Consider the following 21,669-nt stretch of genomic DNA (forward strand, 5'->3'; position numbering starts at 1 on the left):
CGCTACTTGTCGACGAGAGGCCCCGGAGTTCGCTCCGGGGCCTCTCGCCGTTTCCGGCCCGTCCGGAGGGACGGGCGATCGTCGTATCCGGCGGGCCGGGGTTGCCCCGTTCGGCCAGGATGAGGGCATGTCTTCTTGGAACAGGTGGTGGGGCCGGCTGAGCGCGGTCCTCGGTGCGGTCGTGCTCTCGGTCTTTGTACCGGTCGCGGCCTGGGCGTCCACGGGTACGGGCGAGCTGGTGGTGGAGGCGGCCCGACGGCGGTCCCGGGGCGGCGGCTTCGGTTTCCTCGGCCTGCTCTGCTGCCTCGGGGTGGTCGTCGTCGTCGTCCTGCTGGTGCTGCGGCTGATGCGCAACCGCCGCGGCGGTCCGCCGCGCTGACCGACGCCGTGCCGCCCGGCTGCTGGCCGGGCGGCACGGCCGGTGCCGTCGCGGCCAGGGCGTCGGCCTGGGCGGCGGGTACGAGCGGTCGGCGGGGCGCCCGGGGCGGAGTCAGCGGGCCAGCGCCGCCTGCGCCTGGGCCATGAACAACGAGGTGGTCGCCCGCGCGCCGGCGCGGCCGGAGCGGATGTTCCGGGCCGACGCGGCGAGCAGCGCACGGACCTGGCCGTGCCCCTTCGGCGGCGGCGCGGGCGCCGGACCGACCTGCTCGCCGAGCGACTCGCCGAGGGCGGCGACGCGGGCGACGACCGGATCGTCGAGGGTCTGGGTGACGGCTCGCCGTACGATCCGGCTGGCCGGGAGCCCCCGCTCGGTGCCGAGGATCCGGCCCGCCTCGCCGTTGGTGGTCAGAAAGTTGATCACGTCGGCCACCACGCCCGGGTACCGGGTGCCGTGGAAGCCGGCCCAGTACATCGCGGCCCGGTCCCACTGCGCGGCCGGCGGGCCGGGGAAGCCGGTCAGGGCCAGTTCGTCGTCGGTGTACCGCTGCAGCTCGGGGAGCTGGTGCGACCAGGCGAACGAGGCGGCGGTGTGGCCGGTGACCACCAGCTGCCGGGTCACGTCGCCACCGTCGGCCCGGTCGACCAAAGCGGCGGCCGGGGTGGCCCGGTCGGTCCTGGCCCGCTGCCAGGTCTCGAACCAGTCGAGCAGCGCCCCGGAGCCGAAGCCCAGCTGTCGCCCCTGGTAGAACTTGCCGCCCTGCCCGCGCAGCCAGAGCCAGAGGGCGCGCTGGTCCCCGGACGGGTCCATCGTGCCGGCGACCCGGCCGACGCTGGCCCGGGTCACCCGCGCCGCCCAGTCGAGGTAGTCGGCCCAGGGCATCCCGGTCGTCGGCGCGGGCACGTCGAGGCGGCGCAGCAGGTCCTTGTTGTAGACCACAGCGGCGTGGGTCTGCGCCGCGGCGACGCCGTGGGTGCGGCCGTCCAGTTTGCCGTAGTCGGCCAGTCCGGTCGGCAGGCTGCTCAGTTCGAGCCGGCCGTCGGCGACGTACCCGCTGAGGTCGAGCGTGATGCCGCGCTGCGCGTACTCGGCCAGCACGGAGTCGTCGAGCTGGAACAGGTCCGGCACGTTGCCGCCAGCGGCCTGGGTGCCGAGCCGGTCGTAGTAGCCGCCCTGCGCCTGCCAGGTGACCCGGAAGGTCACCCGGGGATTGCGCGTGGAGTAGAGCCGCAGCGCCCGCTCGGTGGCCTGCGCCCGGCCGGTGCTACCCCACCAGAAGACGGACAGCTCGATCGGGCCCTCGCGGGTCGGTGTCGCCTGCTCCTCGCTGCATCCGGTGAGCCCGCCGGCGGCGAGCACCGGCACGCCCAGCAGCGCGCCGAGCAGCCGGCGCCGGGCCGGGTCGGCGGGCCGGGGCAGCGGGGGACGGGCGGCGGGCAAGGGGCGCTCCAGGGGACACAGCGGGTGACGGCCGGACCATTCACGCAGGCGACGCGGCCGGGTGTCAACGCCTGTCGGTCACCACGGGGCGGGACCCGGCGTCTGAGCTGGCAGCGATTGACGTCGCTGGTGCTCGACCGGTGGCGGCAACTCCTGGGACATCAGATCCGGCTGGACCGACGCCGACCCGGCCAGCACCGACCCGGGCCTGATCACCGGCCCGCGTACCCCCTGGGGGCGATCCGGTCCTCGGCCTTCCTGCGACCCGCGGCCGGGACCGACCTCGGCGCCCGGACCTGACCGCACCCACGGCGGACGGCGGGACGCACGGGTGGCCCCGCCGGGCGTCCCCACGCCGCGTGGTGTACTAGCGCGCGTGGAACTTCTGCACTCGGGCAAGGTCCGGGACGTGTACGCCGACGGCGACGACCTGATCCTCGTCGCATCGGACCGCATCTCCGTCTACGACGTGGTGCTGCCGACCCCGATCCCGGACAAGGGCCGGCTGCTCACGGCCCTGTCGCTCTGGTGGTTCGAGCAGCTCGCCGACTTGGTGCCGAACCACGTCATCTCGGCCACCGACGTGCCGGCCGAGTTCGTCGGCCGGGCCATCCGGTGCCGCCGGCTCGACATGGTGCCGGTCGAGTGCGTCGCCCGGGGCTACCTGACCGGCGGCGGGCTCAAGGAGTACCAGCGCACCGGCGCGGTCTCCGGTGTGCAGCTGCCGCGCGGCCTGGTCGAGGCGTCGATCCTGCCCGAGCCGATCTTCACCCCGTCCACCAAGGCGCCGGTGGGCGAGCACGACGAGCCGATCACCTACGCCGACGTGGTGGACAAGGTCGGCGCCGAGACCGCCGAACGGCTGCGGCAGATCACCATCGACGTCTACCGGCGCGGCGCCGAACTCGCCGCCGACCGGGGCATCCTGGTCGCCGACACCAAGATCGAGCTGGGTTGGGCGCCGGACGGCACCCTGGTCCTCGGCGACGAGGTGCTCACCTCGGACTCGTCGCGGTACTGGCCGGCCGAGTCGTACCAGCCGGGCCGCACCCAGTTCTCCTACGACAAGCAGTACGTCCGGGACTGGGCGACCGGCAGCGGCTGGGACAAGCAGGCCCCTGCACCCGAGGTGCCGGCCGAGGTGGTCGAGGCGACCCGGGCCCGCTACGTCGACGTCTACGAGAAGCTCACCGGCAACCGCTGGGACTGAGCGGCCGCTGTCCGTGGCCCTCCCCGGTCGGCCTGGACCGGCCGGGGAGGCACCTCAGTTCCCGCCGAGCGCGGCCTTCGGCTCGACCCGGTACGACCGGTCCTCCGCCTGCTTGCCGAGGACGCCGCCGCCCGGGGTCTCGGCCCCCCGCCCGCGCCCGTGGTCGGTCACCCGGCCGACGGCGGGCGGGTCGGCGATCCCGTCAGTCGACCCAGTCGAGGGTGCGCTGCACGGCCTTGCGCCAGTGGCGCAGTTCCCGTTCCCGACGCGCCGGATCCATCCGCGACGACCACTGCGCGTCCGAGCGCCACTGCTCCCGCAGGGTGTCCAGGTCCGGCCAAAAGCCGACCGCCAGGCCGGCGGCGTACGCCGCGCCCAGGCAGGTGGTCTCGGTGATCCGGGAGCGGACCACCGGCACGTCGAGCACGTCGGCGAGGAACTGCATCAGCAGTCCGTTCGCGGTCATCCCGCCGTCCACCCGCAGCCGGCGCAGCGCCACGTCGGAGTCGGAGTTCATCGCGTCGACCACCTCGCGGGTCTGCCAGGCCGACGCCTCCAGCACCGCCCGGGCCAGGTGCCCCTTGGTGATGTAGCCGGTCAGCCCGGCGATCACCCCCCGCGCGTCGCTGCGCCAGTGCGGGGCGAAGAGCCCGGAGAACGCCGGTACGACGTAGCAGCCGCCGTTGTCCTCGACCGTGGCGGCCAGCTCCTCCACCTCGGGCGCGGTGGAGATCAGCCCGAGGTTGTCCCGCAGCCACTGCACCAGCGAACCGGTGACCGCGATCGCCCCCTCCAGCGCGTACACGGCGGGCTGGCCGTCGATCCGGTAGCCGACCGTGGTCAGCAGGCCGTGCCGGGAGACGACCGGGCCGGCGCCGGTGTTGAGCAGCAGGAAGCTGCCGGTGCCGTAGGTGCACTTCGCCTCGCCGGGACGGAAGCAGGTCTGTCCGAAGAGGGCGGCCTGCTGGTCGCCGAGGGCGCTGGCCACCGGCACCCCGGCGAGCACCCCGCCGGCGGTGCCGTACACCTCCGCCGAGGAGCGGATTTCCGGCAGCATCGCCGCCGGCACGCCCATCGCGTCGAGCAGTTCGGAGTCCCAGTCGAGGGTCTCCAGGTCCATCAGCATGGTCCGGCTGGCATTGGTCACGTCGGTGACGTGCCGGCCGGTCAGCTTCCAGATCAGCCAGCTGTCCATGGTGCCGAAGAGCACCTCGCCCCGCTCGGCGCGCGCCCGCAGCCCCTCGACGTGGTCGAGCAGCCAGCGCAGCTTCGGCCCGGCGAAGTAGGTGGCCAGGGTCAGGCCGGTCCGGGCGCGCAGCCGCTCCTCGCCGTACCGCTCGTCCAGCTCGCGCAGCAGCGGACCAGTGCGGGTGTCCTGCCAGACGATCGCGTTGGCCACCGGACGGCCGGTGGCCCGGTCCCAGACCAGGGTGGTCTCCCGCTGGTTGGTGATGCCGACCGCGGCCAGCCCCTCCGGGCCGGTGCCGGCCGCGTCCAGCGCGTCGCGGACCACCTGCTGGACGTTGTCCCAGATCTCCTCGGCGTCGTGCTCCACCCAGCCCGGCTGGGGGAAGATCTGCCGGTGCTCGCGCTGCGCCACGGAGACGATCTCCCCGGCCCGGTCGAAGACGATGCACCGCGACGAGGTGGTGCCCTGATCGATGGCGGCGACGTACTCTCCGGTCATGGCGGCACCGTACCGGGCCGGGGTGCGGCCCGAGAACCGGTGCGCGTCCGTACGATCGGCGCCGTGCGTGACATCGCCGTGTTCAGCGGAACCGCCCACCCCGAGCTCGCCGCCGAGATCTGCGCCCACCTGGGCGTCCCGCTGCACCCGGTGCGGGTCTCCCGGTTCGCCAACGACTGCCTGGAGGTGCAGCTCCAGGCGAATTGCCGGGAGCGGGACGTCTTCCTGATCCAGCCGTTGGTGCCGCCGGTGCAGGAGCACCTGGTCGAGCTGCTGTTGATGATCGACGCGGCCCGGGGTGCGTCGGCCGGGCGGATCACCGTGGTGCTGCCGCACTACGCGTACGCCCGGTCGGACAAGAAGGACGCGCCGCGGATCTCCATCGGTGGTCGGCTCGTCGCCGACCTGCTCACCTCGGCCGGCGCCCACCGGGTGCTCGCGATGACGCTGCACTCGCCGCAGGTGCACGGCTTCTTCAGCGTCCCGGTGGACCACCTGCACGCGCTGCGCGAGCTGGCCGCCCACTTCACGGGGTACGACCTGGGCAACGCGGTGGTGGTCTCGCCGGACCTGGGCAACGCCAAGGAGGCGGCCGCGTTCGCCCGGATGCTCGGCACCCCGGTGGCCGCCGGGGCGAAGCAGCGGTTCAGCGACGACCGGGTCACGATCAGCACGGTGATCGGTGACGTCGCCGACCGGGACGTGATCGTGCTCGACGACGAGGTCGCCAAGGGCAGCACGGTGATCGAGTTGATGGCGCACCTGCGCGAGCGGAAGGTGCGCTCGATCCGGCTGGCCTGCACGCACGGGCTCTTCTCCAGCGGCGCGCTCGACCGGCTCAGCGCCGAGGAGGGGGTGCTGGAGATCGTCTGCACCAACACGGTGCCGATTCCGGCGGAAAAGCGGGTGCCGAAGCTGGAGGTGCTCTCGGTGGCGCCCGCGCTGGCCGAGGCGATGCGCCGGATCCACAACGGCGAGTCGGTCAGCGCGCTCTTCGGCTGAACCGGCCGGTCGGGCCCGGGCGGTTCAGCCGACCGCCGCGCTGATCCGGACCGTGGTGCCGGCGGCGCCGCTCTCGACCTCCATCGCGTCGCTGACTTCCCGGGCCAGCCAGAGCCCCCAGCCGCCGGCGGTGTCCGGGGCCGGCCGGCTGCGGTCGCCCAGCCGCCGCGTGCTGATGCCATGGCCGTGGTCGGAGACCTCGCAGACCAGTTCGCCGGGGCGGCGCCAGAGTCGCAGCCAGCCCTGGCCGCCGCCGTGCCGGACGGCGTTGGTGATCAGCTCGTTGACCGCCAGCACGAAGTCGTCCAGCCGCTGGCCGCCCAGACCGGCCGAGTGCGCGCAGGAGCTGACCACGTGCCGCAGCTCGGTCACCCGTGCCTGGTCGAAGGCCTCGGCGATGATGGGGGAAGGTTCGATGGGCGCAACCGTACGCGGTGTGGGCAGTTCTGCGTTCGTCATGGCCCTGTCCCGACAGCGGGTCTCGGAGTTATTCGCGCCATTCCCACCGTACGTCAGGGTTCTCAGCGATGCAGCAGTCGGCCCCTCCGGTGGGCGGGGCGACTGTGGCATCGTGACGGCCATGCCGTCGTCGCCGGGTGGGTTCGAGGTGCCGCTCTGGCGGTCCATCGCCGTCTTCCGGTTCGCCTCCCTGGCGTACGTCTGCGTGCTGGTGGTCCGCGACGCCGACCGATATGCGCACCCGGTCGCCGCAGGCGTCGTCCTGCTGGTGATGCTGGCCTGGTCCGGGGTGACCGCGGTCCGCTACGCCCGCCCGGCGAACCGGGGCTGGCCGCTGCTCCTGGCCGACCTCGGCGTCGTGCTGGCGATCCTGGCCGCGACGCCGTGGGTGGTCGGCCGCCAGGCGCTCGCCGCGGGCGTGCCGACCCTGGCCGTGGCCTGGCTGGCCGGGCCGGTGCTGGCCTGGGCGGTCTCCGGTGGCCGGCGGCGCGGTGCGGTGGCCGCCCTGCTGCTCGGCGGGGCGGACCTGGCCAGCCGGGGGCGGATCGGCCCGTCCTCGCTCACCGGGGTGATCCTGCTGCTGCTCGCGGGGGTGGTGGTCGGGCACGTCGCGCGGCTCGCGGTGACCGCCGAGGAGCGGCTGCAGCGCGCGGTCGAGCTGGAGGCGGCGACCCGGGAGCGGGAACGTCTCGCCCGCGGCATCCACGACTCGGTGCTCCAGGTGCTGGCGCTGGTGCAGCGGCGCGGCGCCCACCTCGACGGAGAGGCCGGCGAGCTGGCCCGGCTCGCCGGCGAGCAGGAGGCGGCGCTGCGCGCGCTGATCTCCGGGGGCGACCCGGCGCCCCCGGCCGCCACGGCCGGCGACACCCTGGACCTGCGCGCCCTGCTCGGCCGGCACGCCTCGGCGGCGGTCCAGGTCTCCGCGCCGGCCACCCCGGTCCCGCTGCCCGCGACGACGGCCCGGGAGCTGGCCGCGGCGGTCGCGGCGGCGCTGGACAACGTGGACCGGCACGCCGACGGGCGGGCCTGGGTGCTGGTCGAGGACGAGGGGGAGACGGTGACCGTGTCGGTACGCGACGCCGGCCCGGGCATCCCCGACGGGCGGCTGGCCGAGGCCGTCCGGCAGGGGCGGCTCGGCATGGCCCAGTCCATCCGCGGCCGGATCACCGACCTCGGCGGCGAGGTACGGGTCCTCTCCGCGCCCCGGGAGGGCACCGAGATCGAGCTGGTGGTGTCGCGGTTCCGGGCCGGTGGGCGGGGGACCGCGCGGTGAACGCGAGGAGAAACCGGTGATCCGGGTGATGGTGGTGGACGACCACCCGATGTGGCGCGAGGGGGTGGCCCGGGACCTCACCGAGGCCGGTCACCTCGTCGTCGCCACCAGCGGCGAGGGACGCCAGGCGGTCCGGGTGGCCGCCGCCGCCCGGCCCGACGTGGTGGTGCTGGACCTCCAGCTGCCGGACGTCTCCGGGGTGGAGGTGATCCGCGGCCTGCGCGCGGCGCTGCCCGAGGTCCGGGTGCTGATGCTCTCGGCCAGCGGCGAGCAGCAGAGCGTGCTGGACGCGGTGAAGGCCGGGGCCACCGGCTACCTGGTGAAGTCGGCCGCGCCGGCGGAGTTCCTGGACGCGGTCCGGCGGACCGCCGCCGGGGAGGCGGTCTTCACGCCGGGCCTGGCCGGGCTGCTCCTCGGCGAGTACCGGCGGCTGGCCGCCGCCGGACCGGACGACGCCGCGCGGGGCGCCCGGCACGACGCGGCACCCCGGCTCACCGATCGGGAGACCGAGGTGCTGCGTCTGGTGGCGAAGGGGATGTCCTACCGGCAGATCGCCGAGCGGCTCGGGCTGTCCCACCGCACGGTGCAGAACCACGTGCAGAACACGCTGGGCAAGCTCCAGCTGCACAACCGGGTCGAGCTGACCCGCTACGCGATCGAGCGCGGCCTGGACGACTGAGCCGCCAGCGGGGTCAGTGCGACTCCGGCGGCCGGGTCTCGTGGATGGCCAGCTCCTCCGCGGTCGCGCCACCGCCGGCCGCGCCCGCGTCGTACGCCACGTTGTCGGTCTCCTGGTCGGTGTGCGCGCCCTCGTCCGGTTCCACCAGCCGGCCCACCTGGGCGTCGGCCACGCTGCCGAGCTGGCCGTGGTCGTAGAGCGAGACCGGGGAGTGCGGGTCCGAGGTGGGACCCGGGTCGATCACGTCGGCGTCGAGCTGCGCCTGCGCGGCGGCCTCGTCGCTGTCCGCCTCGGCGGCGATGTCCGGGTCGACCGGGCCGGCCAGCGGGTCGTCGGCGGCCCGCTCGTACTGCTCGCGCCCGAGCTTGTAGTCCAGCGACTCGCCGGCGAGCTGCTCTTCGGCGGTGGTCCCGAAGCGGTCCACGGCCACCGGCGTCCGGTCGCCGGGCAGCTGGGCCGGATCCGGGCCGTCCGCCTCGCGGCCGGTCAGGACGTCGTCGTTGGCGCTCGAGTCGTCGTCGGCGGTGTCGGGCAGGCCGTTCGCCTCCGGGTCGGACACGGGGGTCGGGTACTCGTCGTCGCGCATGGCTGATCACTACCCACTGCCGTGCCCGGGGTAACCGGCGGCGGGGGCCGCGATCGGGACGAAACGGGATGAGTCAGCCCTGGTACGCGGCTTCGTCCTCGGCGTGCAGCACGCACCAGACCACCTTGCCGTCCGGGACGACGGTGCTGCCCCAGCGACGGGCCACCGTGTCGATCAGCAGCAGGCCGCGGCCGCCGGTCGAGGTGAGCGGGGCCAGCCCGGCGTACGCCGGCTGCCGCCGGGAGTGGTCCCGGACCGCGATGTGCAGGGAGTCGTCCCGGGGGGCGAGCCGGACCGTCATCGGGGTCAGCGCGTGCGCCACCACGTTGTTGACCATCTCGGTCACCGCGATGCAGCCGGGCTCGGTCAGCTCCGGCAGGCCCCAGCGGGCGCACCCGTCGGCCACCATCTCGCGGGCCTGCCGGGCCGCGCCCATGGTGGGCGTGAGGTCCGCGGCGAGCACGGCGGCCATCGGCGTACGGGCCAGCGCCGCGGTCGCCTCATCCGGGGTGGCCCAGATCGACAGCTGCGCGGCGGCGGCGCCGGTGACCGTGCGGGCCGGATCGACCACCAGCAGGTCGGCGGCGGGCCAGTCGGCGACGGTGTACCGCACCTCGGCCAGCAGCCGGCCGGCCGTGGCGCCGCTGGAGCGCAGCCGGGCCAGGTCGACCACGATCGGGCCGGGCCGGTCGCAGAGCCGGGCGAGCAGGGCGTCGCGCACCCGGTCGACGGCGGCGGGTTCGAGCACCCCGCTCAACCGGACGACGGCGGAGGACTCGTCCGCCTCCACCAGGCACTGCACGTCCATCGGCATGATCGTCCCATTGTGCACGCCGGGCGCGGAGCGCGCATCCGGCCGCTCGGCCCGGCTCATCGGCGTTCCGTCCGTGATCGTCGGGTCATCGCGGCCACCGTTCCCACGGCCGTTCCGGCGGCGGCCAGCCCGAACGCGGCGGTCACCCGGACCAGTTGCCGGCGGCGGCCGTGCCAGCCGCCGTCCCGCTCCGCCCCGGCGTCACCGGTGAAGACGTTCCCGCTGCTGTCCACCGCGCAGGCCGGCCCGAACTGGGTCCGGTGGGCGTACCAGCCGAGCACCCGCTCGGCCAGCGCCGGGGCGAGCCGCCACTGCAGGCCGATCAGCCGGGCCGCACCGCCGGCGTACGCCTCCCGGCGAGGCCGGCGCAGCAGCCGGACGATCGTCTCGGCCACCACCTCCGGCGGGTAGACCGGCGGCGGCGGGACCAGCTCCCGCCCGGTGTGGTTGCCGGCGTGCCGGAAGAACGGGGTGTCGATGCTGGCCGGCAGTACCGTGCAGATCGAGATGTTGGCCCGCCCGGTCACCCGCAGCTCCTGGCGGACCGTGTCGGCCAGCCCGCGGATGCCGTGCTTGGTCGCGTTGTACGCCGACTGGTACGGCATGGCCACCTCGGCCAGCACCGAGACGTTGTTCACCAGCACCCCGCCGCCGGACGCGCTCAGCCAGGGCAGCGCGGCCCGGGTGCCGTAGGCGGCCCCGAGCAGGTTCACCTCGACCACCCGGCGGAACTCCGTCACCGGGATCTCGTCGAAGAGCCCGACCGCGCTCACCGCCGCGTTGTTGACCCAGCCGTCGACGTGGCCGAACTCGGCCGCCGCCCGGGCGGCCAGCGCCTCGACGGCCGCCGGGGCGGTGACGTCGGTGGGCACCACCAGCGCGCGTCCGCCCAGCTCCCGGCACCGCCGGGCGACCTCGTCCAGGGCGGTCCCGCTGCGGGCGGCGAGGACGACGGCGGTGCCCCGGCGGGCCAGCGCGTACGCCGTGGCGGTGCCGATCCCGCTGGAGGCCCCGGTGATCACCACAGTGGCGTCGGCGAGACTGCGGGTCAGCGGCATTCTTCGCCGGTACCCCCACCGGGGTGGGTCATGCCGCCAAGGCCCACCGAATCAGGGAGAACCGGCCACTCGGGCCGTCTCCTCCGGCACGCCGCCCGCCGGGTCGCGACCGGCTCGCCGGCACTTCTCCGACGGCTCCCGAAGTGCCAGGTTTCGGCTCGCCGGGGCGCGGTTAATGGGACGCTCTGACCGGAGGACCCATCCCTCGTCAAACCGCATGGAGGTGCACCATGCGCGTCGGCCTCGTCTGCGCGCACGCCGGCCCGTCCAGGCACGCGGACGGCCCGACCGTCGGCACCCACGAGCACATCGCCCGGGTCGCCGCCGAGCTGGCCGGGCGCGGCCACGACGTCCGGGTCTACGAGCGCCGCGACGACCCGGCCGCGCCGGAGAGCGTCGAGGTCGACGGCTACCGCGTGGAACGGGTGCCCGTCGGGCCGCCCGGGCCCACCGCCACCGCCGAGCTGGTCCCGTACGTCGCTGAGTTCGGCCGCTGGCTGGCCGACCGTTGGGCGGTGGAGTGGACGCCGGAGGTGGTCCACGGGCACTACTGGATCGGCGGCCTGGCCGCCGCGCACGCGGTCCGCGAGACGGACATCCCGGTCGTGCAGACCTTCCATTCGCTCGGCGTCGAGCAGTTGCGCCACCTCGGCCGGCAGTACGACGGCCCGGGGGAGCGGATCCCGCTGGAGCGGGCCCTGACCCGGGCGGTGGACATCGCGGTCGCCCAGTGCAACGACGAGGTCGACGAGCTGACCCGGATGGGCCTGCAACGCACCTCGGTGGCGATGGTGCCGGCCGGCGTGGACACCGAGCAGTTCCACCCGGACGGCGAGGCGGCCCCGCGCGACCGGCGGGCCCGCATCCTCTCCGTCGGCGGCCTCTCCGCAGGGCACGGTCAGGAGGACCTGATCCGGGCGATGCGGCTGGTGGGCGACGCCGAGCTGGTGATCGCCGGCGGGCCGTCGCTGGAGCAGCTCGCCACCCATGCCGAGGCCCGCCGGCTGCGCGAGCTGGCCGAGCGGACCGGGATCGCCGACCAGGTGACGCTCGTGGGCGCGGTGCCGCACGACCAGATGGCCACCTGGTACCGCTCGGCCGACGTGGTGGCCTGCACCCCGCACTACTCCTCCGCCGGCCGGGTGTCGCTGGAGGCGATGGCCTGCGGCGTGCCGGTGGTCGGCTACGCGATGGGCGGCATCGCCGATGCGGTGGTGGACGAGGTGACCGGCCGGCTGGTGCCCCCGGGCGACGTCCGCACGCTGGGCGTGACGCTGCGCCGGCTGCTCGCCGACAACGCCGGCCGGTTCGCGTACGGGCACGCCGCGGTGGACCGGGTCCGGTGCAGCTACACCTGGGAGCGGACGGCCGGCGCGCTGGAGCGCCTCTACGAGCGGGTGGTTCGCCGGCGCCGGCCGGTCGAGGCGGCCTGAACGGTCACCGGCGCGGGCCGGCGGCGGCCAACGGCCGTTCCCGGGCGCGCGCCACCGTGTGGTGGTGCTGCGGTTCGGCATACCGGGTCAGCCCGATCACCGCCGCGAGGGTGATCAGGAAGCCGGCGGCGGCGAGCCACTCCCGGCCGGGCCAGATCTTGTCGTTGAGCAGTAGCAGGCCGACGATCGCCGCGGGTACCGCGCCGGCGGCGTCCATCGCGGCGACGGCGGCCGTGGTGGAGCCGCGCTGCATCGCCAGCCCGAGCAGCAGCTGCCCGACCAGCGAGTGGGCGATCAGCAGGTAGAGCAGCGGGTCCCGGACGAACGCCTCGGTCGACGCCGCGGAGGCGAGCGGCCGGGCGGCGACCGCGGCGGCGGAGAAGGCCAGCCCGGCCAGCGAGCCGAGCGCCACCGAGCCGGGCGCCCCGTGCAGGCGGACCGCGAAGAAGCCGAGCACCGCGATGCCGACCAGCGCCACCCCCAGGGCGACCAGGCCGGCGGTGCCGAGGGCCTTGGAGGGCGCCGGCTGGGCGGAGAGCACCAGCGCCGTGATCCCGCCGAAGAGCAGCACCAGCAGGGCCACCTCGGCGGCCGGCAGCCGCCACTTGAGCACCACCACCCCGAGTATGGCGGTGACCCCCAGCCCGGCGGCCACGCTGGCCTGGACCAGGAAGAGCGGCAGGTCCCGGCGGGCCAGGAAGGCCAGCACGAAGCCGGTGACCTGGCAGAGCAGCCCGATCAGGTAGGTGCGGTGGCCGGCCAGTCGCAGCAGCAGGCCCGGGTCGAAGGTGTGGTGCACGGTCGTCCTCGCGGCGGCGACCGACTGCAACATGTTGGCGAAGCCGTACGCGACGATCATGGCCGCGAGAAAGCACCAACTGGAGGACACCACCTGGCGAGGATAGAGGGTGCCGGGGGGTCAGCGCGCGGCTGGCCGACCCAGCCGGGCGAGGACGTCCGGGTGCAGCGGGCCGTTGGTGGCCACCGCGCTGACCTCGCCGGAGCCGTCGCCAGCAGGGGCGGGACGCCCGTCGAGGTCGGTGAGGGTCCCCCCGGCCGCGGTGACGATCGGCACCAGGGCGGCGATGTCCCAGAGTGACAACTCCGGCTCCACCATCACGTCCAGTGCGCCCTCGGCCAGCAACACGTAGCCGTAGAAGTCGCCGTACGCCCGGCTGCGCCAACTGTCCCGCATGAGCTGCAGCATCGCGTCCAGCCGGCCGGCGGACTCCCAGCCGGTGAGCGAGGAGTAGCAGAAGCTGGCATCGGCGAGGTCCTTCACCGCCGACACCCGGATCGGCTCGCCGGAGGCGGCGTCCGGGCCGGCGTACGCGCCCGCGCCGAGCGCACCCCACCAGCGGCGACCCAGCGCGGGGGCGGAGACCAGCCCGACCACCGGACGGTCGCCCTCCATCAGGGCGATCAGGGTGGCCCAGACCGGGACACCGCGGACGAAGTTCTTGGTGCCGTCGATCGGGTCGACCACCCAGCGCCGACCGCCCGGCGCGGCGGCCGGCTGCTCGCCGTACTCCTCGCCGAGCAGGCCGTCGTCCGGCCGCCGTTCGGCCAGCAGGGCACGGATCTCCCGCTCGACCGCGGTGTCCGCGTCGGAGACGGGGGTCAGGTCCGGCTTGGCCTCCACCCGCAGGTCGAGCGCCCGGAACCGGGCCATCGAGATGGCGTCGGCCCGGTCGGCGAGCTGGTGGGCGAGGGCGATGTCGTCGGCGTACCCGGTCATGCCGGAAACGGTAGCGACGCCCGCCGGGTCACGACCCGGCGGGCGGCGGCGCCGGTCACGACCCGGCCAGCGGGTCGCCGGGATTGCGCTGGTCGGCCTCGACGCGTGGGCCGCCCTCGCCGGCCCGGGAGGCCAGCAGCCGGCGGTACGACGCCAGCCGGCGCGGGTCGGCCTTGCCGGCGGACACCCAGGCGTCCAGCGCGCAGTCCGCCTCGTCGGGCGTGTGCGGGCAGTTCGGCGGGCAGTCCATCGTCCCCTCGACCAGGTCGGGGAAGCCGTGCAGCAGGCTTTCCGCCGAGACGTGGGCCAGGCCGAAGCTGCGGATCCCGGGGGTGTCGATGATCCAGCCGGGGTCGCCGTCGGCGCCCGGACCGGCCGGCAGGCGCAGCGCCACCGCGCTGGTCGAGGTGTGCCGGCCCCGGCCGATCGCGCTGACCGTGCCGACCGCCCGGGCCGCCTCCGGAACCAGGCGGTTGACCAGCGTCGACTTGCCCACCCCGGAGTGCCCCACCATGACCGATATCCGGCCGGCGAGCAGCGCGCGCAGCGCGTCGAGGTCGGAGTCCGGGCGGATCAGCACGTACGGCAGTTCAAGCTCGGCGTAGTAGCCGAGCACCGCCTCCGGGCCGGCCAGGTCGGCCTTGGTCAGGCAGAGCAGCGGCTCGACGTCGGCGTCGTACGCGGCGACCAGGCAGCGGTCGATGAAGCCGGTGCGCGGCGGCGGGTCGGCCAGCGCGCTGACGATCACCAACTGGTCGGCGTTGGCGACCACGACCCGCTCCAGCCGACCCTCGGCGGTGGTCTCGTCGTCGTCGGCGGTACGCCGCAGCACCGAGCGGCGCTCGGTGATCCGGACGATCCGGGCCAGCGCGCCCACCGCCCCGGAGGTGTCCCCGACCAGCCCCACCCGGTCGCCGACCACCACCGACTTGCGCCCGAGCTCGCGCGCCCGCATGGCGGTCACGGTCGGGTCGTCGGGCCCGGAGTCCGGCCGGACGCAGGTGTAGCGGCCCCGGTCGACGGCGATCACGAAGCCGTCCACCGCGTCGGCGTGCCGGGGGCGGGTACGGGTGCGTGGACGCGAGGACTTCCCGGGCCGGACCCGTACGTCGTCCTCGTCGTACTCCCGCCTCTTGGTCGCCAGGACCGCCCCCTCTTCCGCGTCAGCTCTTGCCGGTCACCATCGCCGACCATAGTGCCGGAAACTCCGGCATGGTCTTCGAGGTGCACGCCACGTCGTCCACCTCGATGCCCGGGACGGCCAGCCCGGCCACCGCGGCGGCGTGCGCCATCCGGTGGTCGGCGTACGTCCGGAAGGTCCCGCCGCGCAGCGGCCGGGGCCGGATCTCCAGCCCGTCCGCGGACTCGGTGAGGTCGGCGCCGAGCGCGGCGAACTCCCGGGCGAGCGCGGCGATCCGGTCGGTCTCGTGGCCGCGGATGTGCGCGATGCCGGTGAACCGGGACGGCGAGTCGGCGAGCATGGCCAGCGCGGTCAGCGCCGGGGTCAGCTCGCTGACGTCGGAGAGGTCGGCTTCCAGGCCGTGCACCTCGCCGGTGCCCCGGACGGTCAGCCCGGCGGTGCCCAGGGTCACCTCGCCGCCCATCCGGTGCAGCAGCGCGCGGAGCTGCTCGACCGGCTGCGCGCTGCTGCGCGGCCAGCCCTGCAGGGTCACCTCGCCCCCGGTGACCAGCGCGGCGGCGAAGAACGGGACCGCGCCGGAGAGGTCCGGCTCGACCTCCCAGCCCCGCCCGGCCAGCGGTCCGGGCTCCACCGTCCAGACGTCGGGGACGCTGTCGTCGACCGCCGCGCCGGCGGCCCGGAGCATCTGCACGGTCATCCGCAGGTGCGGCGCGGAAGGGACCGGCGGGCCCTCGTGCCGGACCACCACGCCCCGGTCGAAGCGCGCCCCGGCGAGCAGCAGCCCGGAGACGAGCTGGCTGGAGGCGGAGGCGTCGATGACCACCTCGCCACCGGTCACCCGGCCGGCGCCGAGGACCACCAGCGGCAGGCTGCCGGCCGCCGGGGCGTCGATCCGGACGCCGAGCGAGCGCAGCGCGCCGATCAGCGGGCCCAGCGGACGGACCCGGGCCTGCGGGTCGCCGTCGAAGGTCACCCGCCCCTCGGCCAGCCCGGCGACCGGCGGCACGAAGCGCATCACCGTGCCGGCCAGGCCGACGTCGACGTGCGCCGGCCCGACCAGCGCATGGGGCCGGACCAGCCAGCGTTCGTCGTCGGAGATCGACATGTGCGCGCCCATCGCGCGCAGGCCGCCGGCCATCAGCTCGGTGTCCCGGGCGCGCAGTGGCCCGTGCAGGGTCGACGGGCCGCTGGCCAGCGCGCTCAGCACCAGCGCCCGGGCGGTCATCGACTTGGAGCCGGGCAGGCGCAGCGTCGCCGCCACCGGATCGCTGGCGGTCGGTGCGGTCCACGGCTGCGGCGGCCGGGTCGCGGTCAGGTTCCCCACGGTTACATTCTGCCAAGTCCACCGGCCGGCGGAGCCGACCGTCGGGCCGACTCCCGGTTGGCGGGACAAACGGGAGGCCGCCGGGGGGTTAGCGTGGGCGCCATGTGCGGGAGGTACGCGACGACGCGGAGCGCGGGCGACCTGAGTGCCCTGTTCGAGTCGTACGACGAGATCGACGGCCGGCTGGTGCCCGACCACAACGTCGCGCCGACCGATCCGGTGCCGCTGGTCCGGGTGGACCCCGAGGGCGGGCGGGCCCTGTCGGTCGGGCGCTGGGGCCTGGTACCGCACTGGTCCCGCTCGGCTGCCGGCGCGGCCCGCATGATCAACGCACGGGTCGAGACGGTCGCCACCAGCCGGGCGTACGCCGACCCGTTCGCCCGCCGACGCTGCCTGGTCCCGGCCGACGGCTGGTACGAGTGGGTGCGCCGCCCCGGCGGCGGCAAGCAGCCCTACTACATGACCCCGCGGGACGGTTCGGTGCTGGCGTTCGCCGGCATCTGGTCGCGCTGGGAGTCGCTGCTCACCTTCAGCGTGCTGACCACCGCCGCGGTGGGGGAGCTGGCCGAGGTGCACGACCGGATGCCGCTGCTGCTGCCCCTGGAGCGCTGGGCCGACTGGCTCGCTCCGGCCGACGACCCCGCGCCGCTGCTCGCGCCGCCCTCGGCGGAGTGGCTGGCGGGGTTGGAGATCCGGCCGGTCGGGCCAGCGGTGGGCGACGTCCGTAACGACGGGCCGGGGCTGACCGCCCGGGTGCCGGTGGCCGGCGAGCGGGTCGAGGAGGAAATGACGCTCTTCTGACCGTCATTCGCGACATTGTCGCGCACGAATTGCCAGAGTTCCGGGCGAAACGTCGCCCGGACGTTTGGTCATCTTTCTGGCACCCCCTTGTCCCCGACTCCGCCAGTGCGATAGAACACAGGGCCGGCACTGGGAGCGTCTTCACGCGGTGTGAACGATGCCCGTCGATCTTGCCGGTCCCACGGGGGAGGTGGGTGTGATGACCCGGGCGCGTATGCCCCGTCCGCACGAGGTGGCCGCCGCACGACGAGATCCGCGACTGTTGCGGGCGTTGTGCGAGCGTCGGCACGACGATGCCTGGCGGACCAGAGGAACCTGCCAGAGCGTGGATCCGGAGACGTTCTTTCCGGCACCCAACGAACCGGCCGACGCGGCGGTCGCGCTGTGCCGCAGCTGCGACGTCCAGGGCTCGTGCCTGGCCTGGGCGCTGGAGGTCGGCGACTGCCACGGCGTGTGGGGCGGCACCACGCCGCGCGAACGGCGCGCCATGCTGGTCGCCTGGCGCAGCGAGGTGCAGCCGGATCCGGACGCGGCCGACGACGCCGGCCCGCCGGTACGGGACCGCCTGCTCACCCTGGTGCCGCTGAGCTGACCACCCCGCCGGCCGCAGCGGCCGAGTCGAGGTGATTACTCGGAGTGGTGGGGGACCCTCCAATCGTGCTGGTGAGCGCCGCTCCGCGCGGCACGTCCAGCCGGTGCGCCCCGGGTGAGCGGTGCGGCGGCGTCCGCGGGGCGCGGCTGGTCCACGGGGCGCGGGTGCGGAGAATGGTGCGGTGGCGTACACCGACGACATCGACACCCCGCGCGGACCGGCCCGGGTCGTCACCGACCTGCCCGTCGGTCCGCCGGCGTCGCTGCTCGTGATCGGGCACGGGGCGGGCGGTGACGTCGACGCGCCGGACCTGGTCGCGGTCCGCGACGCGGCGCTCGGCGCGCGGGTGGCGGTGGCCCGGGTGACCCAGCCGTACCGGGCCGCCGGGCGGCGGGCGCCGGCCCCGGCCGGGCACCTGGACGAGGCGTGGACGGCGGTGCTGGCCGTGCTGCGCGCCCGGCACCCGGACCTGCCCGTGCTCGTCGGCGGGCGGTCCAGTGGCGCCCGGGTGGCGTGCCGCACCGCGGTCGCGGTGGGCGCGGTAGGGGTGGTTGCGCTGGCCTTCCCGCTGCATCCGCCGGGCCGGCCGGAGCGCTCGCGCGCGGACGAACTGCTCACCGGGTTACCGACGCTCGTGGTCAACGGCGACCGGGATCCCTTCGGGGTGCCCGCCGCCGACGACCACGTCCGCGTGGTGGTCCGTCCCGGGGAGCGCCACGACCTGCGGAAGGACCCGGCCGGGGTGGCCGACGCGGTCCTCGCCTGGCTGCGCGGCCGGGGCTGGGCCGCGGACTCGGGACAGCACTGTTGCCAGGATCCAGCGCGATCTTGACTGCTGACGCCCTCGGGCATGGCCGGTGGCGCGCGCGATGGGCCGAAAGGCCCGTTTCCGCCCACGGTGGCCCCTCGTTGCATCGGATGGTGTCGGCCGCCCCGGTTCGGGCGGTCGGGACCGTCCCTCCCAGGCCCTTCCTGGTCCCAGCCCCGGTGTCCGACCGAGGCCGGGGCCAGGAACGGGGGCGGCCGGCGGAATGTCCGGCCCTCCGCCGGGCGTTACCCCTCCCGGACGACAAATCTGGCGAGGGGGTGACCGGTGCCGACCGAGACACGGAGCCGGGAGCGGGACGAACGGGAAGCGCGGCAGCTCAGGCAGCTGCTCGACGGCCCCGGCTGGCCCGCGACCATGGACAGCCCGGCCGTGGTGAGCACCAGCACACCCGGCGAAAGCGAATCTGCGCGGCGGTTCGTCCGCGTATCCTCGGCGGGAAAGCATCCGACGCGAGGGGATCTGCGGTTGACCACCGAGAAGACGGACGAGCGCAGGGCCCGCTTCGAGCGGGACGCTATGCCCTTCGTCGATCAGCTCTACGCTGCCGGCCTGCGGATGACGCGTAACCCGGCGGATGCCGAGGACCTGGTCCAGGAGACGTACCTGAAGGCGTACGCCGCCTTCCACCAGTTCGAGCAGGGCACCAACCTGAAGGCCTGGCTCTACCGGATCCTGACCAACACCTACATCAACACCTACCGCAAGCGGCAGCGCCAGCCCATCCAGGCGCCCACCGACGAGATCACCGACTGGCAGCTCGCCGAGGCCGAGTCGCACACCTCCAAGGGGCTCCGCTCAGCGGAGACCGAGGCGCTCGACCGGCTGCCCGACAGCGACGTCAAGGCGGCCCTCCAGCAGCTGCCGGAGGAGTTCCGCCTGGCGGTCTACCTGACCGACGTCGAGGGCTTCTCGTACAAGGAGGTCGCCGACATCATGGGCACGCCCATCGGCACCGTGATGTCGCGCCTGCACCGGGGCCGACGTAATCTGCGCAAGCTGCTCGAGCAGTACGCCGCGGAGCGTGGGTTCAGCTCCGCGCGGTCCTCGAAGGGCTCGACCGCCGCTGCCGGCCGGGAGGTGTGACGTGAGCTGTGGAGAGCCGCACGAGACGGACTGCCGCGAGGTTCTCGCGGAGGTCTACCTCTACCTGGACCTGGAGTGCGCCGAGGAACGGCGCAGCCTGATCCGCCACCACCTCGACGAGTGCGGGCCCTGCCTGCGCGAGTACGGCATCGAGCAGGAGGTGAAGGCGCTCGTCGCCCGCTGCTGTGGCAACGAGACCGCCCCCGACGAGCTGCGTGAGCGGCTGCGGGTCCGCCTCACCGAGCTGGTGGTCTTCGAGACCAGCGAGTCGCGCGAACTCGCCGACTGAGCGTACGTACGCACCACGGTGGCCCGGGTCGATCCGACCCGGGCCACCGTCGTGTCCGGCCGGGGCCGGGGGCGGCTGACCGCCACGGCGGGTCGCCCCGCCGCGCGTGATCAGGAGTTGGGGCGCTTGCCGTGGTTCGCGGCGCTCTTCTTACGGGCCTTCTTCTTGCGAGACTTCTTCGCCATGCTGACCTCCTCGTGACGGGTCGGATCCCTGGGCACGACACTCGGCGCCGGTGCACGCGCCGGTCCTCCCGGCGCCAGGTCCGACCCGCTGATGCTAGTGCGGCCGGCACCCGCCATCGTCCGCCGGGGCCGCCGGGCCGGCGGGCGTTTCCGCGATCTCGCGGTAATCCGTGGACGGGAACCGCGCTGCCGGCCGCTCCCCGCCCACGGGCCGCCGTCGCATGATTGGATACGTCGGCAGGTAATCGCGAGAGGGAGGGCCGGGAGATGGCCGAGGAGATCCGTGCCGAGATGGTCGCCAACGTCTGGAAGGTCGTCGCGTCGGCAGGGGACACCGTGTCCGAGGGGGACACCCTGGTGATCCTCGAATCGATGAAGATGGAGATCCCGGTCGTCGCCGAGTCCGACGGCGTGGTCAAGCAGCTCGCGGTGAACGAGGGCGACGTCGTGCAGGACGGCGACCTGATCGCCGTGATCGATTGACCGGCCTGCTGGTCCGCCCTGCGACCCCGGCGGACCACGCCGCGGTCGCCCGGCTGACGGTCGCCGCGTACGAGGCGGACGGGCAGCTCAAGGGCGAGCACGGGTACGCCGTGACGCTCGCCGACGTGGCCGCCCGGGTGGCCCACGGTGAGGTGCTGGTGGCCGTCGATGAGGCCACCGACGAGGTGGTCGGCTCGGTGACCTTCGTGCTGCCCGGCAGCCGGTACGCCGAGCTCTCCGGCCCGGGTGAGGCCGAGTTCCGGATGCTGGCCGTCGACCCGGCCGCCCAGGGCCGCGGCGCCGGGGAGGCCCTGGCCCGGGCGTGCGTCGACCGGGCCGCCGCGCTGGGCTGCGCGGCGGTGGTCATCTGCGTCCGGGACGGCATGGCCGCCCCGGCCCGTCGGCTCTACGAACGGCTCGGCTTCGTCCGTACGCCGGCGAAGGACTGGTCGCCGGTGCCCGGGGTGGAGCTGCTGGGCCTGCGCCTGGAGCTGTCCGCTCAGCCCTGAGCGGCGTCGTCCCGTCGGCCGATCGCGGCGAGCAGTTCGTCGGCGACGTCGAGGGCGATCTTCTTCCGCTCCTCGTCGGTGATGTTCGGGGTGCGTACCGCGAACCAGCTGCTGTGCACGGCGAAGAGCGAGAGCGTGGCCCGCAGCTGGGCGCTGGGTGAGTCGTCGCCCCGGCACAGCTCGTTGGCCAGCCCCAGCATCCGCTCGCGCATCTGCTGACCGGCGGCGAGGCTCTTCAGCACCGTCTGGTTCTGCTCGAAGAAGCGCATCACCGAGGACTGCTCGCTGGCGAACATGGGCTCGGCGTACCGGGCGATCAGCGCCCGCCGGGTGGCCAGGCTGGCCGGCTGCGTCCGCGCCCAGGCGATCAGCTCGTCCATCCGGTGCAGCCGGTCCTCGACGAAGCTGTTGACGATCTCGTCCTTGCTCTTGAAGTGGTAGTAGAGGGCGGCCTTGGTCACGTTCAGCCGCTCGGCGATCTCCCGCAGCGAGGTCTTCTCGTACCCCTGCTCGGTGAAGAGCTCCAGCGCGACGGCCTGGATGCGTTCCCGCGTGCCGCCTGTGCTCTCCCTCACCCGTACCACCCAACTCGCTTGACGGTTCCTGCTGACCAACTTACCGTGCGGCTAGTAAGGTGACTAGCCGGGCGGCAAGTAAGTGCGACACTTTTCCGGG

At 74.5% G+C, this 21,669-nt stretch carries 24 protein-coding genes and 1 pseudogene; 13 read left to right on the plus strand and 12 right to left on the minus strand.

Annotated features, from left to right (window positions below; translation table 11 throughout):
* Nucleotides 1-127 precede the first annotated feature (127 nt).
* On the plus strand, nucleotides 128-379 hold the full coding sequence (locus tag ACLQ2U_RS23745) for a hypothetical protein (RefSeq protein ID WP_425752944.1): 252 nt from the start codon (nucleotides 128-130) through the stop codon (nucleotides 377-379).
* Between the two features lie 111 nt (nucleotides 380-490).
* Here the strand turns inward: ACLQ2U_RS23745 and ACLQ2U_RS23750 are convergent, their stop codons facing one another.
* Nucleotides 491-1,819 (minus strand): ABC transporter substrate-binding protein, encoded by a 1,329-nt coding sequence (locus tag ACLQ2U_RS23750; RefSeq protein ID WP_425752945.1) that lies wholly within the window; start codon nucleotides 1,817-1,819, stop codon nucleotides 491-493.
* Between the two features lie 376 nt (nucleotides 1,820-2,195).
* On the opposite strand from ACLQ2U_RS23750, the gene ACLQ2U_RS23755 reads away from it, so the two are divergent.
* Nucleotides 2,196-3,029: a phosphoribosylaminoimidazolesuccinocarboxamide synthase gene (locus ACLQ2U_RS23755; protein WP_425752946.1), complete on the plus strand. Its 834-nt coding sequence runs from the start codon at nucleotides 2,196-2,198 to the stop codon at nucleotides 3,027-3,029.
* A 202-nt stretch (nucleotides 3,030-3,231) separates the two neighbouring features.
* Here ACLQ2U_RS23755 and glpK read toward each other — a convergent pair whose 3' ends face one another.
* Nucleotides 3,232-4,716, minus strand: coding sequence for a glycerol kinase GlpK (glpK, locus tag ACLQ2U_RS23760; protein ID WP_425752947.1), 1,485 nt, complete (start codon nucleotides 4,714-4,716; stop codon nucleotides 3,232-3,234).
* 63 nt (nucleotides 4,717-4,779) lie between these two features.
* Between glpK and ACLQ2U_RS23765 the strand changes: the two genes are divergently transcribed.
* A complete protein-coding gene (locus ACLQ2U_RS23765; protein ID WP_425752948.1) occupies nucleotides 4,780-5,718 on the plus strand; it encodes a ribose-phosphate diphosphokinase in 939 nt (312 codons plus the stop codon).
* Between the two features lie 24 nt (nucleotides 5,719-5,742).
* Here ACLQ2U_RS23765 and ACLQ2U_RS23770 read toward each other — a convergent pair whose 3' ends face one another.
* On the minus strand, nucleotides 5,743-6,177 hold the full coding sequence (locus ACLQ2U_RS23770; protein ID WP_425752950.1) for an ATP-binding protein: 435 nt from the start codon (nucleotides 6,175-6,177) through the stop codon (nucleotides 5,743-5,745).
* Nucleotides 6,178-6,298: 121 nt separating this feature from the next.
* Here ACLQ2U_RS23770 and macS point away from each other — a divergent pair, with 121 nt between their 5' ends.
* Together macS and ACLQ2U_RS23780 are read left to right on the plus strand one after the other, a co-directional pair.
* The gene (macS, locus tag ACLQ2U_RS23775; RefSeq protein WP_425752951.1) at nucleotides 6,299-7,450 is read left to right on the plus strand and encodes a MacS family sensor histidine kinase; all 1,152 of its coding nucleotides are present in this window, start codon (nucleotides 6,299-6,301) and stop codon (nucleotides 7,448-7,450) included.
* 28 nt (nucleotides 7,451-7,478) lie between these two features.
* Nucleotides 7,479-8,129: a response regulator gene (locus tag ACLQ2U_RS23780; protein ID WP_425752996.1), complete on the plus strand. Its 651-nt coding sequence runs from the start codon at nucleotides 7,479-7,481 to the stop codon at nucleotides 8,127-8,129.
* 13 nt (nucleotides 8,130-8,142) lie between these two features.
* Here the strand turns inward: ACLQ2U_RS23780 and ACLQ2U_RS23785 are convergent, their stop codons facing one another.
* The 3 genes from ACLQ2U_RS23785 to ACLQ2U_RS23795 all read right to left on the minus strand — a co-directional run bounded on the left by ACLQ2U_RS23785 (nucleotide 8,143) and on the right by ACLQ2U_RS23795 (nucleotide 10,587).
* On the minus strand, nucleotides 8,143-8,715 hold the full coding sequence (locus tag ACLQ2U_RS23785; RefSeq protein WP_425752952.1) for a DUF5709 domain-containing protein: 573 nt from the start codon (nucleotides 8,713-8,715) through the stop codon (nucleotides 8,143-8,145).
* Nucleotides 8,716-8,788: 73 nt separating this feature from the next.
* Nucleotides 8,789-9,589 carry an ATP-binding protein gene (locus ACLQ2U_RS23790; RefSeq protein ID WP_425752953.1) on the minus strand — a complete coding sequence of 267 codons (801 nt, stop codon included), beginning with the start codon at nucleotides 9,587-9,589 and terminating at the stop codon, nucleotides 8,789-8,791.
* Nucleotides 9,586-10,587, minus strand: coding sequence for an SDR family oxidoreductase (locus ACLQ2U_RS23795; protein ID WP_425752954.1), 1,002 nt, complete (start codon nucleotides 10,585-10,587; stop codon nucleotides 9,586-9,588). The genes ACLQ2U_RS23790 and ACLQ2U_RS23795 overlap by 4 nt, the downstream gene beginning before the upstream one ends.
* Nucleotides 10,588-10,817: 230 nt before the next feature.
* On the opposite strand from ACLQ2U_RS23795, the gene ACLQ2U_RS23800 reads away from it, so the two are divergent.
* Nucleotides 10,818-12,020 carry a glycosyltransferase gene (locus tag ACLQ2U_RS23800; protein WP_425752955.1) on the plus strand — a complete coding sequence of 401 codons (1,203 nt, stop codon included), beginning with the start codon at nucleotides 10,818-10,820 and terminating at the stop codon, nucleotides 12,018-12,020.
* Here the strand turns inward: ACLQ2U_RS23800 and ACLQ2U_RS23805 are convergent.
* The 4 genes and pseudogenes from ACLQ2U_RS23805 to aroA all read right to left on the minus strand — a co-directional run bounded on the left by ACLQ2U_RS23805 (nucleotide 11,975) and on the right by aroA (nucleotide 16,223).
* A pseudogene (locus ACLQ2U_RS23805) lies at nucleotides 11,975-12,879 on the minus strand (hypothetical protein). The gene ACLQ2U_RS23800 and the pseudogene ACLQ2U_RS23805 sit on opposite strands and share 46 nt — an antisense overlap.
* A 60-nt stretch (nucleotides 12,880-12,939) precedes the next feature.
* Nucleotides 12,940-13,758 (minus strand): histidinol-phosphatase, encoded by an 819-nt coding sequence (gene hisN / locus ACLQ2U_RS23810; protein WP_425752956.1) that lies wholly within the window; start codon nucleotides 13,756-13,758, stop codon nucleotides 12,940-12,942.
* A gap of 55 nt (nucleotides 13,759-13,813) precedes the next feature.
* Nucleotides 13,814-14,800 carry a ribosome small subunit-dependent GTPase A gene (gene rsgA, locus ACLQ2U_RS23815; protein WP_425752957.1) on the minus strand — a complete coding sequence of 329 codons (987 nt, stop codon included), beginning with the start codon at nucleotides 14,798-14,800 and terminating at the stop codon, nucleotides 13,814-13,816.
* 121 nt (nucleotides 14,801-14,921) lie between these two features.
* Nucleotides 14,922-16,223, minus strand: coding sequence for a 3-phosphoshikimate 1-carboxyvinyltransferase (gene aroA / locus ACLQ2U_RS23820; protein WP_425752958.1), 1,302 nt, complete (start codon nucleotides 16,221-16,223; stop codon nucleotides 14,922-14,924).
* Between the two features lie 102 nt (nucleotides 16,224-16,325).
* Between aroA and ACLQ2U_RS23825 the strand changes: the two genes are divergently transcribed.
* The 5 genes from ACLQ2U_RS23825 (at nucleotide 16,326) to rsrA (ending at nucleotide 19,817) form a co-directional block, all read left to right on the plus strand.
* Entirely contained in the window at nucleotides 16,326-17,024 is a 699-nt protein-coding gene (locus ACLQ2U_RS23825; RefSeq protein ID WP_425752959.1) for an SOS response-associated peptidase, read from the plus strand.
* Between the two features lie 199 nt (nucleotides 17,025-17,223).
* A complete protein-coding gene (locus ACLQ2U_RS23830) occupies nucleotides 17,224-17,616 on the plus strand; it encodes a WhiB family transcriptional regulator (RefSeq protein WP_425752960.1) in 393 nt (130 codons plus the stop codon).
* A gap of 181 nt (nucleotides 17,617-17,797) precedes the next feature.
* Nucleotides 17,798-18,448, plus strand: a complete 651-nt coding sequence (locus ACLQ2U_RS23835) for an alpha/beta family hydrolase (RefSeq protein ID WP_425752962.1) — start codon at nucleotides 17,798-17,800, stop codon at nucleotides 18,446-18,448.
* Between the two features lie 261 nt (nucleotides 18,449-18,709).
* Entirely contained in the window at nucleotides 18,710-19,528 is an 819-nt protein-coding gene (locus tag ACLQ2U_RS23840) for a sigma-70 family RNA polymerase sigma factor (RefSeq protein ID WP_425752963.1), read from the plus strand.
* 1 nt (nucleotide 19,529) lies between these two features.
* Nucleotides 19,530-19,817 carry a mycothiol system anti-sigma-R factor gene (gene rsrA, locus ACLQ2U_RS23845; RefSeq protein WP_425752964.1) on the plus strand — a complete coding sequence of 96 codons (288 nt, stop codon included), beginning with the start codon at nucleotides 19,530-19,532 and terminating at the stop codon, nucleotides 19,815-19,817.
* 110 nt (nucleotides 19,818-19,927) lie between these two features.
* On the opposite strand, the gene ACLQ2U_RS23850 is transcribed toward rsrA, so the two are convergent.
* Nucleotides 19,928-20,002 (minus strand): 50S ribosomal protein bL37, encoded by a 75-nt coding sequence (locus tag ACLQ2U_RS23850; RefSeq protein ID WP_369814844.1) that lies wholly within the window; start codon nucleotides 20,000-20,002, stop codon nucleotides 19,928-19,930.
* A 267-nt stretch (nucleotides 20,003-20,269) separates the two neighbouring features.
* On the opposite strand from ACLQ2U_RS23850, the gene ACLQ2U_RS23855 reads away from it, so the two are divergent.
* Together ACLQ2U_RS23855 and ACLQ2U_RS23860 are read left to right on the plus strand one after the other, a co-directional pair.
* On the plus strand, nucleotides 20,270-20,485 hold the full coding sequence (locus ACLQ2U_RS23855; RefSeq protein WP_088973021.1) for a biotin/lipoyl-binding carrier protein: 216 nt from the start codon (nucleotides 20,270-20,272) through the stop codon (nucleotides 20,483-20,485).
* Nucleotides 20,482-20,994, plus strand: coding sequence for a GNAT family N-acetyltransferase (locus ACLQ2U_RS23860; RefSeq protein WP_425752965.1), 513 nt, complete (start codon nucleotides 20,482-20,484; stop codon nucleotides 20,992-20,994). Before ACLQ2U_RS23855 ends, ACLQ2U_RS23860 begins: the two co-directional genes overlap by 4 nt.
* On the opposite strand, the gene ACLQ2U_RS23865 is transcribed toward ACLQ2U_RS23860, so the two are convergent.
* Complete coding sequence (locus ACLQ2U_RS23865; RefSeq protein ID WP_425752966.1) at nucleotides 20,985-21,569, minus strand: TetR/AcrR family transcriptional regulator; 585 nt, start codon at nucleotides 21,567-21,569, stop codon at nucleotides 20,985-20,987. The two genes, ACLQ2U_RS23860 and ACLQ2U_RS23865, sit on opposite strands and share 10 nt — an antisense overlap.
* Between the last annotated feature and the right edge of the window lie 100 nt (nucleotides 21,570-21,669).

It is taken from the genome of Micromonospora sp. DT47 (genome assembly GCF_049844475.1).
Lineage (GTDB): Bacteria > Actinomycetota > Actinomycetes > Mycobacteriales > Micromonosporaceae > Micromonospora.

Bases quoted from the DNA above. Each gene is read 5' to 3' on its own strand.
- ACLQ2U_RS23855 (WP_088973021.1), top strand. From the start codon at position 20,270: ATGGCCGAGGAGATCCGTGCCGAGATGGTCGCCAACGTCTGGAAGGTC.
- ACLQ2U_RS23825 (WP_425752959.1), top strand. From the start codon at position 16,326: ATGTGCGGGAGGTACGCGACGACGCGGAGCGCGGGCGACCTGAGTGCC.
- ACLQ2U_RS23770 (WP_425752950.1), bottom strand. From the start codon at position 6,177: ATGACGAACGCAGAACTGCCCACACCGCGTACGGTTGCGCCCATCGAA.
- ACLQ2U_RS23745 (WP_425752944.1), top strand. From the start codon at position 128: ATGTCTTCTTGGAACAGGTGGTGGGGCCGGCTGAGCGCGGTCCTCGGT.
- ACLQ2U_RS23800 (WP_425752955.1), top strand. From the start codon at position 10,818: ATGCGCGTCGGCCTCGTCTGCGCGCACGCCGGCCCGTCCAGGCACGCG.
- macS (WP_425752951.1), top strand. From the start codon at position 6,299: ATGCCGTCGTCGCCGGGTGGGTTCGAGGTGCCGCTCTGGCGGTCCATC.
- ACLQ2U_RS23830 (WP_425752960.1), top strand. From the start codon at position 17,224: ATGACCCGGGCGCGTATGCCCCGTCCGCACGAGGTGGCCGCCGCACGA.
- hisN (WP_425752956.1), bottom strand. From the start codon at position 13,758: ATGACCGGGTACGCCGACGACATCGCCCTCGCCCACCAGCTCGCCGAC.
- ACLQ2U_RS23780 (WP_425752996.1), top strand. From the start codon at position 7,479: ATGGTGGTGGACGACCACCCGATGTGGCGCGAGGGGGTGGCCCGGGAC.
- ACLQ2U_RS23795 (WP_425752954.1), bottom strand. From the start codon at position 10,587: ATGCCGCTGACCCGCAGTCTCGCCGACGCCACTGTGGTGATCACCGGG.
- glpK (WP_425752947.1), bottom strand. From the start codon at position 4,716: ATGACCGGAGAGTACGTCGCCGCCATCGATCAGGGCACCACCTCGTCG.
- ACLQ2U_RS23790 (WP_425752953.1), bottom strand. From the start codon at position 9,589: ATGAGCCGGGCCGAGCGGCCGGATGCGCGCTCCGCGCCCGGCGTGCAC.
- ACLQ2U_RS23785 (WP_425752952.1), bottom strand. From the start codon at position 8,715: ATGCGCGACGACGAGTACCCGACCCCCGTGTCCGACCCGGAGGCGAAC.